The sequence below is a fragment of the Lelliottia sp. 7254-16 genome (genome assembly GCF_002922995.1).
GTDB classification, from domain to species: Bacteria; Pseudomonadota; Gammaproteobacteria; order Enterobacterales; family Enterobacteriaceae; genus Enterobacter; species Enterobacter jeotgali.
The window spans coordinates 80,008-93,485 of the sequence record NZ_PQVS01000004.1; the positions used below are offsets into that span (position 1 = coordinate 80,008).

Annotated in this window: 19 protein-coding genes and 1 pseudogene; 2 read left to right on the top strand and 18 right to left on the bottom strand. The window is 53.5% G+C overall.

Going from position 1 to position 13,478, the window contains the following annotated elements; all coding sequences use genetic code 11:
• Positions 1 to 41: 41 nt before the first annotated feature.
• The 11 genes and pseudogenes from C3708_RS07185 to C3708_RS07230 all read right to left on the bottom strand — a co-directional run bounded on the left by C3708_RS07185 (position 42) and on the right by C3708_RS07230 (position 8,740).
• Positions 42 to 452, bottom strand: coding sequence for a DUF4128 domain-containing protein (locus tag C3708_RS07185; RefSeq protein ID WP_103948511.1), 411 nt, complete (start codon positions 450 to 452; stop codon positions 42 to 44).
• Positions 449 to 1,033 carry a hypothetical protein gene (locus C3708_RS07190; RefSeq protein WP_103948512.1) on the bottom strand — a complete coding sequence of 195 codons (585 nt, stop codon included), beginning with the start codon at positions 1,031 to 1,033 and terminating at the stop codon, positions 449 to 451. The genes C3708_RS07185 and C3708_RS07190 overlap by 4 nt, the downstream gene beginning before the upstream one ends.
• Before the next feature lies 1 nt (position 1,034).
• The gene (locus C3708_RS07195; RefSeq protein ID WP_103948513.1) at positions 1,035 to 1,385 is read right to left on the bottom strand and encodes a hypothetical protein; all 351 of its coding nucleotides are present in this window, start codon (positions 1,383 to 1,385) and stop codon (positions 1,035 to 1,037) included.
• Positions 1,385 to 1,848 (bottom strand): annotated as a pseudogene (locus C3708_RS07200) (DnaT-like ssDNA-binding protein). The gene C3708_RS07195 and the pseudogene C3708_RS07200 overlap by 1 nt, the downstream one beginning before the upstream one ends.
• A 36-nt stretch (positions 1,849 to 1,884) precedes the next feature.
• The gene (locus tag C3708_RS23860) at positions 1,885 to 2,241 is read right to left on the bottom strand and encodes an Ig-like domain-containing protein (protein WP_158251360.1); all 357 of its coding nucleotides are present in this window, start codon (positions 2,239 to 2,241) and stop codon (positions 1,885 to 1,887) included.
• A complete protein-coding gene (locus tag C3708_RS07205; protein ID WP_103948514.1) occupies positions 2,166 to 3,116 on the bottom strand; it encodes a major capsid protein in 951 nt (316 codons plus the stop codon). Before C3708_RS07205 ends, C3708_RS23860 begins: the two co-directional genes overlap by 76 nt.
• Positions 3,117 to 3,128: 12 nt before the next feature.
• The gene (locus C3708_RS07210) at positions 3,129 to 3,899 is read right to left on the bottom strand and encodes a hypothetical protein (protein WP_103948515.1); all 771 of its coding nucleotides are present in this window, start codon (positions 3,897 to 3,899) and stop codon (positions 3,129 to 3,131) included.
• Between the two features lie 80 nt (positions 3,900 to 3,979).
• Positions 3,980 to 5,077, bottom strand: a complete 1,098-nt coding sequence (locus tag C3708_RS07215; RefSeq protein ID WP_103948516.1) for a phage minor head protein — start codon at positions 5,075 to 5,077, stop codon at positions 3,980 to 3,982.
• A 1-nt stretch (position 5,078) separates the two neighbouring features.
• Positions 5,079 to 6,467 carry a DUF4055 domain-containing protein gene (locus C3708_RS07220; protein ID WP_103948517.1) on the bottom strand — a complete coding sequence of 463 codons (1,389 nt, stop codon included), beginning with the start codon at positions 6,465 to 6,467 and terminating at the stop codon, positions 5,079 to 5,081.
• A 1-nt stretch (position 6,468) separates the two neighbouring features.
• On the bottom strand, positions 6,469 to 7,776 hold the full coding sequence (locus C3708_RS07225) for a terminase large subunit domain-containing protein (protein ID WP_103948809.1): 1,308 nt from the start codon (positions 7,774 to 7,776) through the stop codon (positions 6,469 to 6,471).
• Positions 7,754 to 8,740: a terminase small subunit gene (locus tag C3708_RS07230; protein WP_103948518.1), complete on the bottom strand. Its 987-nt coding sequence runs from the start codon at positions 8,738 to 8,740 to the stop codon at positions 7,754 to 7,756. The genes C3708_RS07225 and C3708_RS07230 overlap by 23 nt, the downstream gene beginning before the upstream one ends.
• Positions 8,741 to 8,809: 69 nt before the next feature.
• On the opposite strand from C3708_RS07230, the gene C3708_RS07235 reads away from it, so the two are divergent.
• Positions 8,810 to 9,013, top strand: coding sequence for a HEAT repeat domain-containing protein (locus C3708_RS07235; RefSeq protein ID WP_103948519.1), 204 nt, complete (start codon positions 8,810 to 8,812; stop codon positions 9,011 to 9,013).
• A gap of 870 nt (positions 9,014 to 9,883) precedes the next feature.
• On the opposite strand, the gene C3708_RS07240 is transcribed toward C3708_RS07235, so the two are convergent.
• From C3708_RS07240 to C3708_RS07255, 4 genes are read right to left on the bottom strand one after another with little or no spacing between them, the layout of a single operon-like run.
• Positions 9,884 to 10,072, bottom strand: coding sequence for a hypothetical protein (locus C3708_RS07240; protein WP_042395713.1), 189 nt, complete (start codon positions 10,070 to 10,072; stop codon positions 9,884 to 9,886).
• Positions 10,073 to 10,114: 42 nt separating this feature from the next.
• The gene (locus tag C3708_RS07245; RefSeq protein WP_103948520.1) at positions 10,115 to 10,582 is read right to left on the bottom strand and encodes a lysis protein; all 468 of its coding nucleotides are present in this window, start codon (positions 10,580 to 10,582) and stop codon (positions 10,115 to 10,117) included.
• A complete protein-coding gene (locus tag C3708_RS07250; RefSeq protein ID WP_103948521.1) occupies positions 10,579 to 11,073 on the bottom strand; it encodes a lysozyme in 495 nt (164 codons plus the stop codon). The genes C3708_RS07245 and C3708_RS07250 overlap by 4 nt, the downstream gene beginning before the upstream one ends.
• Positions 11,051 to 11,275, bottom strand: coding sequence for a class II holin family protein (locus tag C3708_RS07255; protein WP_103948522.1), 225 nt, complete (start codon positions 11,273 to 11,275; stop codon positions 11,051 to 11,053). The genes C3708_RS07250 and C3708_RS07255 overlap by 23 nt, the downstream gene beginning before the upstream one ends.
• Positions 11,276 to 11,392: 117 nt before the next feature.
• On the opposite strand from C3708_RS07255, the gene C3708_RS07260 reads away from it, so the two are divergent.
• Positions 11,393 to 11,764 carry a hypothetical protein gene (locus C3708_RS07260; protein WP_103948523.1) on the top strand — a complete coding sequence of 124 codons (372 nt, stop codon included), beginning with the start codon at positions 11,393 to 11,395 and terminating at the stop codon, positions 11,762 to 11,764.
• 159 nt (positions 11,765 to 11,923) lie between these two features.
• Here the strand turns inward: C3708_RS07260 and C3708_RS07265 are convergent, their stop codons facing one another.
• From C3708_RS07265 to C3708_RS07275, 3 genes are read right to left on the bottom strand one after another with little or no spacing between them, the layout of a single operon-like run.
• Positions 11,924 to 12,739 carry an antitermination protein gene (locus C3708_RS07265; protein ID WP_103948524.1) on the bottom strand — a complete coding sequence of 272 codons (816 nt, stop codon included), beginning with the start codon at positions 12,737 to 12,739 and terminating at the stop codon, positions 11,924 to 11,926.
• Positions 12,736 to 12,876: a YlcG family protein gene (locus C3708_RS07270; RefSeq protein WP_103948525.1), complete on the bottom strand. Its 141-nt coding sequence runs from the start codon at positions 12,874 to 12,876 to the stop codon at positions 12,736 to 12,738. Before C3708_RS07270 ends, C3708_RS07265 begins: the two co-directional genes overlap by 4 nt.
• The gene (locus C3708_RS07275) at positions 12,873 to 13,478 is read right to left on the bottom strand and encodes a recombination protein NinG (protein ID WP_103948810.1); all 606 of its coding nucleotides are present in this window, start codon (positions 13,476 to 13,478) and stop codon (positions 12,873 to 12,875) included. Before C3708_RS07275 ends, C3708_RS07270 begins: the two co-directional genes overlap by 4 nt.

Sequence of the window (13,478 nt, forward strand, 5' to 3'; positions counted from 1 at the left end):
CCGGCGCGCGGCCGGTCTGGTTTGAAAAGGTGAAAAGCAGGCTAGCTGACAATATCTGCCCGGTAGTTCAGGCTGACAGGGACCGTGTAAGAGACGTCGGTCGAAATAGCTCGGAAGATACCCGGCGCGCCGCTGATCGAAGTGATGAAGCCGTTACCTTCAACTTCCTGCCCTTCAGGGAAAAGCTCAGCCACTCGACCCGCCAGCGCCACAGCAACTGAGCGGCCAGTGCCAACGGGAGCCACAACGTTGATCTGGTACACACCAGAATAAACCCGACAGCGCAGACCGAGATCGAGCGTGCGAGGTGTGGCGGGCATGTCGTGTACCGCGAGGTAAATCGCATCGGCAGGCGGTGTGAACGGCACATTTTCCCAGGCGACCGCGATGCCCTCCGCATCGGCCCAGATACCAAGCCTTCCGGCCAGTGCCGCAGCAATATCTGGGATCACTTCGCCACCTCCCTGATCGCTTCATCAAAGAACCGCTGGAACTCTGCTGCCGTTATTCGCACCATACCGCCCGGCGCCTGAGTGGAATGCCCCATTTCAAGCGGGTAAGCGTAAGGAACGTTGTTGCAGAAGTAGATTGAACTCATTCCTACTTTGAATAGAGAAAGTGTGTAGTTTCCTGCGGCTTTGGTGAGATCGCCGGTCTTATCAATCCGACCGGTTTCCTCAGTAGTGGGCGCATCAAACGACACCTGCCAGTTGCCGCGAAACCGCCCACCGGTGTAGCCAGGCGGTGCTTTGATGTCCATCACATCGACAACCCGGGCCTTTTTCTTCAGTCGTCCGGTTTTTGTGAGATTGGAAGGCTCTGTTCTTTGCGCTTCGTTGTGGTCATACACAGCGCGGTTATAGGCAGCGGCTGTCTGATTGATTTCCCAAAGCTCAGGGTTTCCGACGGGAGACATCATTACCAGCTGATTAAGGATTCTTATTCCAACCGCGCGTACCACCGCATCTTGGTTGGCTTTCGCTCTGTCAACGAATGCATTGATATCAGCAATAAATCCGGCATTCTCACTCATGCTATGCCCTCAGTTGCGACTTGTAGCAAAGCACTAACGACCCGGGCTTAGCAGGGTTAGGCTTAACAACGCGGTGCTGTTTGCCGTCAATATCAATCAGATCGCCGGTTAAGATTTCTTCCTCAGCGGTGAATACCATCCTGACGTCACCGCTTTCGATCGCCGTACCGTCGATTTCTCCCGGCTGATATTCCGTTTTAACGCCAGTCGCCGTGAAATGGATATCTTCAGACCGATGCTCAACCCCGGCGATAACGGTCACCTGACCCTTGCGCGTGACGTTGTAGGCCACGCCGTTCTGCTTGATCATGCGCGTTGCCGTCGCGCGCATGCGCTGATAGTAGATCCCCATTAGGCACGCTCCGCAAAGGAATTGATGGCGTAGCCTCGCCCGCCGGCTAAATCGCCGAGGATAGCCATTACCGCCGGATAGGACGGCGTAAACACTTCACCTTCTGCGACCGCGTAAGTCATGGTGACAGCACCCTCTACGCGCTCAGTTTTTACCGCGGCCTCACGCACACTTGAAAGCAAATCGCCAGCATGCATTGTGCGGTGATAACCGGGCGTGGGATTTCATCTGATGGCAGGTCGTGTCCATCCAGAATGACATTCACACGCGGCCAGGCCAGAGGTTGTCGTGGTTCAGATTTGGCGCCAGCCCAATCAAGCCCTTCAAGGTAATCCATCGCCTTTATCAGCAATGGAGAGAGCTTCTCGGGCAGCTCAATGCCACGCAATTCGGCGAACGACGCCAGGTCTTCCTCGCTGGCGTAGCTGTTTACGCCACTACTGGTGATATCGGTATTGATCATGGAAATATCCCGAAGGTGGGGCTTTCGCCCCATGCGTTACTCGCCGGCAGGTGCGGTGAAACTGATTTCATTGCTGGTTTTCGCCATACCATCAACCGTACCAGTGACCGTAAAGGTCCCTGCCGCGTCAGCGGTAAGTTTCACCGTAGCGCCACCAGCAGAGCCGGTCTGCGAGCTCTCGGTGCTGAGCGTGCCCCCCGTCGATGACCAGGCAACAGTCTTGCCTGAGACGCCGGAACCGTTGTGGGTGTATTTCAGGGAGATGGTGACCGCGTCGGTGCTGTCAGCAGTTGCGGAGGTTTTATCCGCTGACAGCGTTACTCCCCCGCAGCGGATTCCAGCTTGATCAACACACCAGCCGTCGATTTGTTGCTGGTGAAGTGCTTCTTCCAGTTGCCGGCGGTGCCGATTTTGGTCAGGTCAGGGTTATCGCCTTTCGCCGTGTCCCAGCTGTAGCCAAGCAGGTCGACATTCACCACACCTTCTGCACGATAGCCAATCGCGAGGTTTTCCTGGTCATTGATGTCATAGGAGCGGAAACCCGGTGCCTGCGATTCGGTCACGGTCACCGCCCCGGTCACCAATCCCAGAATAGCGTCGGCGTCCATGGTGTCGGTAACCAGAACCGGTTTACCGAGGGTGCCCGGCTGGCCGCCGTACACAACCACGCCCGCTTCTTCGTAGATTTTATTGGCGATCGCCTCATCCACGATGTCGAAGTAAGTGGCGGAGTGCATGACGAACAGAACCACACGGTTAAACTTATCGCCGTATTTACGCAGGCCGCGCGTCAGGGTCTTTTTGCCATCCGTTTCGATGTCAGCGGTCACCACCATTTCAGCGTTGGCACCGATTGCAGCTGTCAGCGCCTTCAGACCGTACTTAACGTAGCCTTCCAGCGTTGCGTCAGCCACATCGGTGCCAATCACCTCAGAGAACTCGTCAACGGAGCGGCCACGGCGTTTGAATGCTTCTTCGGTGGTTTCGTAAGGGCCATATTTCCATGGCGCTTTAACGGATACCGCTTCGGCCGCGCCGATTTTTTTGCCCGTTACTTTGTCGGTAGAGTTCACATCGCGCGATTCGATGGAGCCGCCAACCGTGTAGAACGCGCGCTTACGAAAATCTCCGTCAATCAGTTCGTTGTCCAGCAGGATAGCCCCGTTGGAGGAGGCGTTGAAAATCTCCAGATTGTCCTGGCGGCGCTCCAGAAAAGCGGTTTGCGCCAGGTCGTCATAAATAATCAGATCGGTATTAACAGTCGTCATCGGGTAAATCCCTTATTTCGGAAGTTTGAGGAAGGCCTGCTGGCCATACTTGCGGATGTAGTCCGCCTTGTTGCTGGCGCTCATTTCGGAGCGTTTCAGGCTGCCGCCACCATTCGGTTTATGCCCGCCCGCGCCAGTGCCTTCCGCGCGAGGAAACAGATGTGGAGCCGTCTCCTTGAGAGACTCCGCCCACTCAAGCGGGCTAAGAGGGGTTTTCCCGTCTTTTCCGAACAGAACATCGCCATTCGCATCAACCGCTACGGCCTCGCCTTCGTCGTTGAGCTTGAAAGTGCCTTTGGCACGCAGGATCAGGTCGTCAGATGCTTCCGGTAGCGCGCCGGTTTTAGCGGCTGCTGAGCGGATAGCATCGCCAAGGACGCGATCCCGGAATTTGTTGGAAAACGCTTCGGCTTTATCCGCGCGTTCATTAGCCATCTTGATTTGCTTATCGACATCAGCACGCAGACGCTCGGTGCGCTTATCCAGCACCTCATCAATTTTCCCGGCGGCAATCAGCTTTGCCTCTTCATCGTCGGAGAAACGTTGAAGGATTCCGCGCACGGCGTCCGGATCGATACCATCAAAGCGGGACAGGTTTTCTTTCTGCTGCTTGATGGTCCCCAGCAGCTCAGAGTTTTTGGTTTTAAGACCGGTGACTTCGCTCGTCACGCGTTCGTCGATCAGCTTCTGGATTTCCGGCGTGATTTCGCCACCGCCTCCACCACCTCCTTCACCGCCGTTTTCTGGAGCGTAAAATTTCAGAAGCATATTTCGGATTAACATAATGTCCCCTCGGGATTTTGCCGGGCCTCGCCCAAAAAAAAGCCCCGGCGGGTGCCAGGGCATGATGTAAGTAATATTTGTCAGTTATCAGTCGCTGATAGCTGTTTGAGCCGCTCCAGAGTGATCCACTCGCCTTTATCGGTGTACATGTCGCTCAGGTCGATTTCGCCGGCGCGGAGCATGCGGCCGCGCTCCACGCCCAGCACCTGATCCTGCCACTGTGCCGACTGACGCTTGAGCCACTCCAGATACGTGGTTTTCGCCGGGACCTGCCCGTCCATGCTCGCGCGGGTGCCCTCGTCCATCTCATCAATATCAATGCCGAGTTCTCGCCAGGATTTGAGGATCAGCGTTTCGGTTGAACGACAGCAAAAGTGAATTTTCCCCGGTCCCTGCAGGTAAGGCACCTTATGCCCCATCGGCTTGTTGTCCAGGGTGTAACGCAGCAGATCGCGAACAATGCAGTCATGGCTGGTTTTGTTGTCCAGCGTGGACAACCACTGCTTGCCTTTCACGATATCGCTGTTAGCGCTGGTGAAGCTGTTACGCGCGGTCGCGGCCAGATGATTTACTGCAGTTTTAGCAATGCTGGCGGCATTCGCCCTGCTCATTTGCAGCGCGCCGTCGCGGTAGTCCTTATTGGCGTGGCCACGAACGTTTCGCGCGATCGTTTCCACTGTGTCGCCAGCCAGATAACCACGCCGCACGGCGTTCACGATGCGCGTTAGCCTGTCCGACTCCAGATTGCTCGCCCACTCGCTCAGGAGCCGCCCCTGAAAGGGTTGCGCCATCGCCGCGGCGTAGACCATGTCAGCCGTAATGCCCTGAAGCGGATATCGGGAGAGTACCTGCGAAGGCAGGAGGGAATCGAACAGGCTCAACTGATAGCTGGCTTCGTTCTTCGCAAGCGCCACCAGCTCACTTTCCAGCCCGGCCTGCATTGCAGAGACGGCCTGATGATTCAGTTGCCGCACGCTGCCCAGCAAGCTTTCAAGCCGGTTAACGGTGAAACTCTCCTGCGGCAATCTGTCCAGGGCATCGAGCAGGTGCGCCGACAGGTCTGCGTCCGTCTCGTTCAACAACTTAACCATCCGATTTGCCACGCCCGTGGCGTAGCGGCTGAGCCATACGGAATGCCCAATCGCCTCGTCACGCAGGCTTTCGTTGACGGTTGGCATGCTAGCCTCCTGTCATTGTGGGTGCCTGGTTGCGAAGCGCATCGATCACATCATCAGGATTATCTGCCGGGTCAATCAGATCGAGTTTCTGCAATGCCCGAATCATATCGGTATCGCGCAATGCGCCAGACTGCCAGGCGTTCACGATCGCGGTGACCATACCAGACTCAGCCACCTTCGCGATGAATTCCTGGTTGATGGTGTAGGCAGGAGACTCGTCTTTGAGCCCGAGGTATTTTGCGCACCAGCCCAGCGCCAGGGTATAGGCCTCGGATACGTTCGATACGCAGATACCGAGCACAGATGTGGATGAAGTTTGCTCCCCGCTCGCCTGCGTCGCGGTCTTCGCCGTGGCGTTCTGCTCAATCAGTCGGGCGCCCAGTTGCACCATGTAATCGCGCTTACTGTCCATAGCCTCTTTAGCCAGCATGTTCGGCTGCGCCTGGGCATAACCAAACGAGCCTTCTTTGGGAAGCAAAAGCGGTGATCGGGAACCAATTTTCACGCCCTTCTTCTCAAGGTGATCGCGCCAGTTAGTATCAAGCCCGGTCATATACGGCTGAACCTGCCCGCAGAACCACACGCTGTCTTCATAGTCCGCACTGTTGCGGTAATGACCGTGGTTAATCTCCACCAGCGCCGCCAGCGGGGAATCATCTATTGTCGGATCGTTATTCTGCGCGCCGACAAAGGTGAACGGAATTTCATCCCAGAAATCCAGACCTTTGGGCTTAGGGTGGTACTCGCTGTCGATGGTATAAGTCCCGCTGGCGGTGCCGCCGCTTCGGCGCCATACCCGGCAGATAAACTTCCCCTCTTCCAGCGCCAGCTCGCGATACTGGATTTCATCTTTGTAGGCGTAACCATCCGGCTGCTCAACACATTCACGCAGTACCACCAGCACCAGTTGATCGCGCCCATTAATACGCTTTGTTCGCCAGTTGATGATGTTTTCTGCCGGATAGCGAAGGATAATCGCCTCGTTGGTGGCCTCAGCGTAATCGACGTAAATGCCGTCGCGCGCAACCTCCAGCACGTTTTCGGTCACCAACTGGGACTGCTGATAAATACTCGTCCCTGCTCCGTCTGCATTGTTCAGAAGGTACATGAGCTTTTCAGGGCCACTGAACGTCGGATCTTTCCGGTACGCCAGCCCGAGCAGGCCGATTTTCGTATTGCCTGTTATGGCGTAGAAAACCGCCCGGCTCAGGTAGTCCTCGTTGCGCTTACGGTTGCGAGAGGATTTATCAGTCGGGTCGAGGAGCGGCAGATATTTATTGCCCGCATCCTTAACCGCCTCAGCCCCCTTGCAGAAGTCGCGATATTTCCGCCAGGCAGCAGAAGCCGCCCGGTGTTCTGGTCGAACCCAGGTGATGTCGTCGTTTGCCATATCAGAAAGTGGTGTCCATCGTGATTGAGTAGGCTGGCTTCACGATCGGGTAATCCTTCACGATGAAGTACCCGCCAGCGTCGTTGGGGTGATCGTTATCTGCTGATTTATCCGGTTCGCCGTTTGCCGCCCATATCTGCTGCTCGAGGCTTTCGGTATAGACCGGGCAGTTCTGGACGTTCACCAGATACCGGCGTTCACCGTTAGCGTTGCAGAACATGGCGTTCATCGAGTTGATGCGGTCTTTAACCGGCGGGTTAGCATCATCAACAATAACGCTGAACCCGGCGTCGTTAAGCTGAGCAATATCGGTCTTGCTGGCGTTCTGCGATTTACGCGAGTCGCCGGAGGCATCCGGATAGATGTAAATCTCTCGGCTTTTAACGTAGCGACCGTCCTCGTAGCGCCAGAACTCTTCCTGGATACGTTTGATCATCGCCGGGGTGTCGTAGACCTTCACCAGCTCACGAACGGCGCGCGGCAGACTGTTGCGTTTCACGTGAACAATCGCAGCCATTTTCCCCACGTTGAAGTCCATGCCGATAAACAGTGGATCGTTGTCCTGAATCTCGTCAGTACAGTTATTTAGCTTGCGGTTGAAGGTGTGATAAATCGTCCCGCTGTTCAGGTTAGTGAACTTGCCGCGCAGATAGGCCTGGATCAGTTCGTCCGGGTATGAGCTGAGCAATGACGGAATGTAATCGTCAGGGAGGTTCTTCGCATTGTCGAATGTGCTGGCCTGAATCAGCCCGTACAGCGCCGCCAGTTCCGGCTTATCCCGCACCGCCTTCACGAATTGCTGATAGACGAACTTGAAGCCTTCCGGCGTGGTAGTGACGTCGATACCGTTTCGCAGACCCGGAACGTTGTAACGCATACGCGCGATGATTTTTCGCCACGCCTGCTGCGCTTTTGCCGCCGGCATAACGTCCAGTTCGTCGACCATCGCATTACCGATTTTGAAGCCGACAATCGAGCCGGGTTTCTCCATCGATCTGCAGATCGTTGTTCCGCGATAGCGCCGCCCTTCGTAGAAATGGACCTCCTTGTTTCCCTCGTTGATTTTGACGGTCAGGCCCCAGTCATGGGCCACTTCCTCAACGGTAGGATAAAAGATGTCGCGGATCTGCGGGTATGTCGGCGCAAAGTAGCCCTGGTTGATTTTCGGGAACTCCCACATTCCCTTGCAGATGCCACCACAGCCCACCCACGTCTTACCTGAACCGAAACCGGCGACGTAGGCTTTGAACTTGTGCTGCATCGCCAGGAAGCGTGCTTGCGGAATGTTAAGTGTCGGGCTGATCCCCATCATCTGCCCTCGCATCCACTACGTTGATATTGATTTGTACTGGGGTTGGTTCATCATCCTCACCATCACCGGCCAGCTCTTTGCGGAGTTTCTCGATCTCCAGCAGCCGGCGGTCGATTTCGATCTGCTGCAGCCGCTGCGCGAACTCACTATCAGCCAGACCAAGACGCTTCATCACCGCTTCAAACATGCGCTCACGGCTGATGGCGGTAATCTCGACGCCATTCTTGCCGACTTTCACGCCGGAGTATGCGAGCCGTGAGACTGGAGGGAGTTTGCGGGTGTCCGGGAAATAAGGCTGGCCAATCCCGTCGCCGTTGCAGCGTGGGCATTCTGGATTTGGCTCTTTGTTGTGGTCGTAACCGTAACCACCAGAATCCTCTGGTTCACGTCTGTCACGTTCAACAGCCTCGAGTCTTTTCTCTTCGAACTCCACGGCATCACGCCACTGATAGTGGTGACCAAAGCCCCAGCAGTAACGGCACGCGCCGCGGCGGTATTGTGAGAGCTGATTTGCATCGAAGGTGGCCAATTGCCACATCTGAGCGAGGACTTCATCGGCATCAGAAAGAGTGCGCGCAATGGAGGCTTTCTGTTGCTGCGCAATAGCCTGCGCAACGTGAGGAATCGTGAGGAGCTGGCGGCCATAACTGGAATCGCTGTAACATGCCCTTGCAGCGGCTGCCGTGGCGTTCTGGTCTATGAGATATTCAGCCACAAAGCGCTTTTGCTGGGCGGTAAGCTTACTCTCCACCAGCTCATCGGCGATCTTTTCCTTCTGCGCAGTGCGCACTTTTTTCTGCGCAGGTTTTTGCGCACTTTGCGCAGCAGGCTTTTTGATATAACGACGGGCGGTTGCGTAGTTCAGTCCCTGCGCTTCGCACCACTCTTTCGGCGATATACCCGTTTTGGCATGGTCGGCGAGGAACTGGTCTTGCAGCGCTCCCCAGTCCGGTTTTGCCATAAGGCCCTCTTATATGTATTCTGATCGTTGAGCTTTTCAGATGTTTAACAACCAATCGGAGTGGAAACAATGGATGCTGTAATTAGTCGTTTACTTGCTTTGACCGAAGATGGTTACAACCAAGTTCGAGTTGCCGCTATTGAGGGTCTTGGAGAAAGTGGAGTCAAAGATCAAGCTGTAATTGATCGCCTGCTTGCCCTAACGGATGATGGATACAATGATGTCAGAAGTGCCGCAGCGAAGGCATTAGGCCGGCTTTATAGAGCCAATTAACACGTTTGCCATTACGATGGGTCTACCCATGGTGATGGCAATAAAAAAGCCACCAGCGGATGCCAGTGGCTCGAATACGATAATCAAGAATGATGCCCCTAGTGCGGCGGGCTATGTATCCAGTTCTTGGCATGCAATATTGCGTGCTAGCGTATGTTGCAACCAGAGCCCTGAACCCGGCTCTCTATGGTAACTATCATGATCTGCATTAAATGAATGCATTGTACCGTCACTCAACTACGTGGATAAGGCATACGTTAACAACAAAGCTGGCGTACCTAGCAGTAAAACTACAATCAGGAACGCAAATGCCAGTTTCCTGTAGCCCAGTTTAAAAAAACAAATCGACTGAGCAAGAAGTATCAGGCAAAGGATCGGAGATAAACCCAGAAAAAAAGTTGTTAATGGTGAACTATTAAGTACTGAAATCAACTCGCTATCCATTTGAAGGTGTTACGAGAATCAAAAAGTCATTATCGCAACCACACCGGAAATCATCAAAAGCACAAGACATAAAATCGTAAGCGATTTCATCTTCAGTCCATATGAAATCAGCGTTAAACTGAGAAAAACAACTACTAATGTAAGGCTCGAACTTAGTAAAAAGTCACTGATGTCTTCCCTTATGCTAATCATTTGATTGCCGCTCTTTTCCTGGGGAGATGCAGCTTATGATACCTTCCTTACCAAAAAACCTTAATACGTTCCGTACATTTAAATTGCCAACTTTAGACTGCTCCGGTTTTCCTCTTTTTGGTTTTTCTCTGGTAGGTAGTTGGAAGGTCTTATCCTCTTGCGAGGATATTTCTATTTTATCCCCGTAAGGGGATAACCATTATCAAGCCCACCAACTGATGAGCTTTGTAAGGGCTACCCGAGTTTCGCGCGAACCAGTGCATCTTTGGCTTCAAGCAGCTTTCGCAATCCTGCTGATTTTTCCGCACCATCAGGTAAAGTTTCATCCATCAGTGTCGCAAGATCGCCAATTGGCTTACTCACTTCCTGCAAGTGTGCGGGGAGATGCTGATAAGCAAAATACTTCATGATTGGAGATGACATTCTTTTTCCTCGTTTAGTAAAAAGCCCCGCTATTGCGAGGCTCTATTTCAAACACTGCGTATTTATGTATTCCTGCAGCGTTCTTAATGCTGTTTGGTCGCTTAGGATTCCGGATCGGATACCGAGAACGTTTCGTCCAGCAACATCAGAGAGTTCGACGGTGGCATCATTGCCCATGCCGGAGGTGCTGGCGGTTTCGGTTGAGGTTGGCACTGGACACTTGCCTTTGACGTGCACCCGACCACCGTTATCAAGCTTGCGCTGCAGAGCAACATTTTCAGCTTTTGCATAGGCCAGTTCCTTCGTGTATTTGGCATCCAGCGCAGCAACATCTCGCTGCCTGGTTGTCATATCAGTGATAGTGGCGTTAGCCAGGCTGAGCTTTTCAGTGGCCTTATCACGCTGGTCTTTGTAGGTGATGGCGTTGTCGCGGTAGTAATTAATCGCCCACGCCATCGATACCAACAGGCAGGCCAGTAATGCGCAGATAACAGCTGTGATTCTGCTCATTCCTGGCCCCACTCGCAAACTTCTCGCTCAATCTCACGACGGGTGATCAGCCCCTTCCACTGTTTTCCACCAGCATACGTCCAGCGCTGCAGTTCTTTGCATGCACCCGGAACATCACCGGCATTCAGTTTCCTCAGCAGCGTCGATCTGCTAAAAGCTCCAGTTCCCACGTTATAGGTGAAAGAGTAAAGCGCGGCCCGAGTGGTTTCGGGAACATGGACCTTAATCAGCGGGTCGATAGATGCAGCAACCTTGCGCAAGTCGGATTGAAGCAAAGCGTCACATTCTTTATCGGTATAGCGGTGGCCGCGTCGAATATCAGCGCCGGTGTGCCCATCGCAAACAGTCCAGACACCTACGACATCCTGATAAGCGTAATAGCGACGCCCTTCCAGACCATCCGCATTACCCAGCATTACTGCAGCAATGGTAATTGCTCCGGATCCGCCAACAATGGCGCCCACCAGCTTATTTCTGAGTGTCGGGTTCATCTCGGCTCCTGCTGCGGCGGTTGTCTTCGCGGATTTTGAAATAAAGATTTGTCAGGTATGTCAGAACGGCAACAATGATGCCCACCAGCACACCTATAGCGTTCCACTGCTCGGGGCTGTAGGCATTCAGCATGCCGTTGAGGATGCTCCCGGCAGAAGCGCCGTACGCAGCACCGGTGGTTAGTTTGTCCATGCGATACATACTCTCACCTCGCGTAGTTAGCGGGTGTTGAAAGTTTTTAGGCGATTAGCCGATATGACTAAAGCTGAATGGGTGTTCTACCGATAATGATATGAACATTTACTCTGGGAAATTTTTATGCAGACAGTCTCTACTTACAAAGACCTTGCAAACGCAATAGCCTGTGGTTCAAACAAAATAGAAGTCACTGGTGATATAACGAAGGGTACTGTAAAAATCGTCGCCAGCGGCGCAGTTACATGGGCTATTGCTATTGGCGCAATTAGCATCGCGTATGCAGCATTTGCTATGACACCCGCGACGGGAGGAACTAGCTCCGCATTATCAATGATTGCTGCACCGGCTGCAGTAGCCAGCATTGGATTACCAGCAACCACGGCAGCAATTGCGATTGCGACTGGAGCAGGGTCCATATCGGCCATTAAAAAATTAAGACAATATAAAATCGAATCACATGTAGATGGTAAAGCGATTTTAGTTAAAAGATAATTACGGAAGAATCACACAGGTACAGAAGTGTGCTCTGGAAAAACATAAAAAAGCCCCACGGTGTTAACCGCAGGGCTTTAAACGAAGGCAATAACCCATCGTTAGAGCAAAATTACCACAGATTCGGGAAAAGTAAATAGCTCACGATAAAATAACGCCCTATTTTGTTATCTGTTTAAGTTGCTCCTCTGCCCATGCCTCTTCGACATCGAACTTGTTGATTAGCTGATCGTAGAATGGCTTAACGGATTTCTTCCAGGTATCTAGCGTGATGGCATCAGTTATCTGGCAAACAGCTGCATACGCCTCAGTCGAAGGGATTCGCTCATAGCCGCGCCCACTGCAGCGTTTGCAATCGGCCAGAACCGGCACGCCCTGTTTATCAGTGAGAACCTTGTTAACCGCTTTACCGCGGCCCCGGCAATCGCCGCAAGCGCAGCTAATCACCTTTTTCCCATTGCAGGCTGAACAGATAACACGCGCAACCTCTTTCACCTGGCGTTTAACTTCAAAATCACTCGGAGACTGCTTGAGGTCTTTTGCCCACTGAGGGAGTTTCATGGTGTAGTGCGATTTCATCGTAAACACGTCAGCCTCAATGAACCCCTGCCCGGAACAGCAATCGCACTGTTTCACGCTAGCGGCACTGCGGGAATAGTCCTCAAAGGCGAAGGCGGCCAGCTGACGCATCACCAGCGGCTTAATCTCATCGCCGAGCTTGCGTAATGCGGCAACTTTGTCGCATTTGGTCAGGGCGTATTCCGCCAGCAGCGCGATCGCCTTCTCCCGGTCATTTTTACTGATACCCATTTTGCCGAGGAATGCACTGTACCCCATCGCTGCACGCTCCTGCGTCATACCCATCGCAGCCATGATATCCGTGCCGGTCAGTGAGTCTGAGGCAGTAGCGCGCGGGGAGTCGCTAATCAGCGTCGATTTAGCAAAGTGATATTTCACCGTGTTTTCGAGGTTCATGCAGCAGCTCCTGCTATCTGTTCAATGCGAAGAAAGTTACGAAGGATGCGGTAGTCCACCAGCACCGTTCCCGGGCGGCGATAAATGCGGAGGCGCTGCCAGCGCATGCGAAGCGATTCGATCATTTCTGGTTTCAAGCTGCCACCTGCTTTTTCAGTTCTTTGAGTTTTGCGCGGTACTCATCGCGGATCTGGATGTAGTCGTCGCGTTTCCATTTCGGTAAATCATGTGGCCCCATCAGGGCATCAAAGCGGGCCTGTCCAATCTTCTGAATGAGCGCCGGCCGATAGTTGATCAAGTTGCCTGAAAGGTGGTTATTGCAGGCGGAGCACTGCTTGTGGCAGTTATCTTCATTGAAGCGCAGCTCCGGATTGGCTCCGGTAGTGCGGAAGTGCCCGGCATGATATTGCCCTTCGTGATGACGGTCACAGCTGATGCATGGCAGATGACGATCCCGGTACCGAATGAAATCGTTAAATGCCTGCTGAGCCTGGCGGATGAAATAGTTTAAAGGCTTCACAGCCTGCCGGCGTTCTGCCTGGCGATGGCGCCTTGTCTTCTCCTCTTCGCGTTGGCGCTTTTTCTCAGTGCGCATAACCTCGGCCCTGTTCTTTGCAGTTTGCTCTTTGGCAACAGCGGTGGCGCACTCATAACAGCAGACCACCTGACCGTCACGAATCGGATGGAACCATTCACGGCAGCTCTGGCTTGCGCACTTACGGCGTGGTTTCTTGGCCAT

Excerpts from the sequence above, each read along its gene's own strand:
- C3708_RS07190 (WP_103948512.1), bottom strand. The coding sequence starts at position 1,033 with ATGAGTGAGAATGCCGGATTTATTGCTGATATCAATGCATTCGTTGAC.
- C3708_RS07195 (WP_103948513.1), bottom strand. The coding sequence starts at position 1,385 with ATGGGGATCTACTATCAGCGCATGCGCGCGACGGCAACGCGCATGATC.
- C3708_RS07205 (WP_103948514.1), bottom strand. The coding sequence starts at position 3,116 with ATGACGACTGTTAATACCGATCTGATTATTTATGACGACCTGGCGCAA.
- C3708_RS07210 (WP_103948515.1), bottom strand. The coding sequence starts at position 3,899 with ATGTTAATCCGAAATATGCTTCTGAAATTTTACGCTCCAGAAAACGGC.
- C3708_RS07215 (WP_103948516.1), bottom strand. The coding sequence starts at position 5,077 with ATGCCAACCGTCAACGAAAGCCTGCGTGACGAGGCGATTGGGCATTCC.
- C3708_RS07220 (WP_103948517.1), bottom strand. The coding sequence starts at position 6,467 with ATGGCAAACGACGACATCACCTGGGTTCGACCAGAACACCGGGCGGCT.
- C3708_RS07225 (WP_103948809.1), bottom strand. The coding sequence starts at position 7,776 with ATGGGGATCAGCCCGACACTTAACATTCCGCAAGCACGCTTCCTGGCG.
- C3708_RS07230 (WP_103948518.1), bottom strand. The coding sequence starts at position 8,740 with ATGGCAAAACCGGACTGGGGAGCGCTGCAAGACCAGTTCCTCGCCGAC.
- C3708_RS07235 (WP_103948519.1), top strand. The coding sequence starts at position 8,810 with ATGGATGCTGTAATTAGTCGTTTACTTGCTTTGACCGAAGATGGTTAC.
- C3708_RS07240 (WP_042395713.1), bottom strand. The coding sequence starts at position 10,072 with ATGTCATCTCCAATCATGAAGTATTTTGCTTATCAGCATCTCCCCGCA.
- C3708_RS07245 (WP_103948520.1), bottom strand. The coding sequence starts at position 10,582 with ATGAGCAGAATCACAGCTGTTATCTGCGCATTACTGGCCTGCCTGTTG.
- C3708_RS07250 (WP_103948521.1), bottom strand. The coding sequence starts at position 11,073 with ATGAACCCGACACTCAGAAATAAGCTGGTGGGCGCCATTGTTGGCGGA.
- C3708_RS07255 (WP_103948522.1), bottom strand. The coding sequence starts at position 11,275 with ATGTATCGCATGGACAAACTAACCACCGGTGCTGCGTACGGCGCTTCT.
- C3708_RS07260 (WP_103948523.1), top strand. The coding sequence starts at position 11,393 with ATGCAGACAGTCTCTACTTACAAAGACCTTGCAAACGCAATAGCCTGT.
- C3708_RS07265 (WP_103948524.1), bottom strand. The coding sequence starts at position 12,739 with ATGAACCTCGAAAACACGGTGAAATATCACTTTGCTAAATCGACGCTG.
- C3708_RS07275 (WP_103948810.1), bottom strand. The coding sequence starts at position 13,478 with ATGGCCAAGAAACCACGCCGTAAGTGCGCAAGCCAGAGCTGCCGTGAA.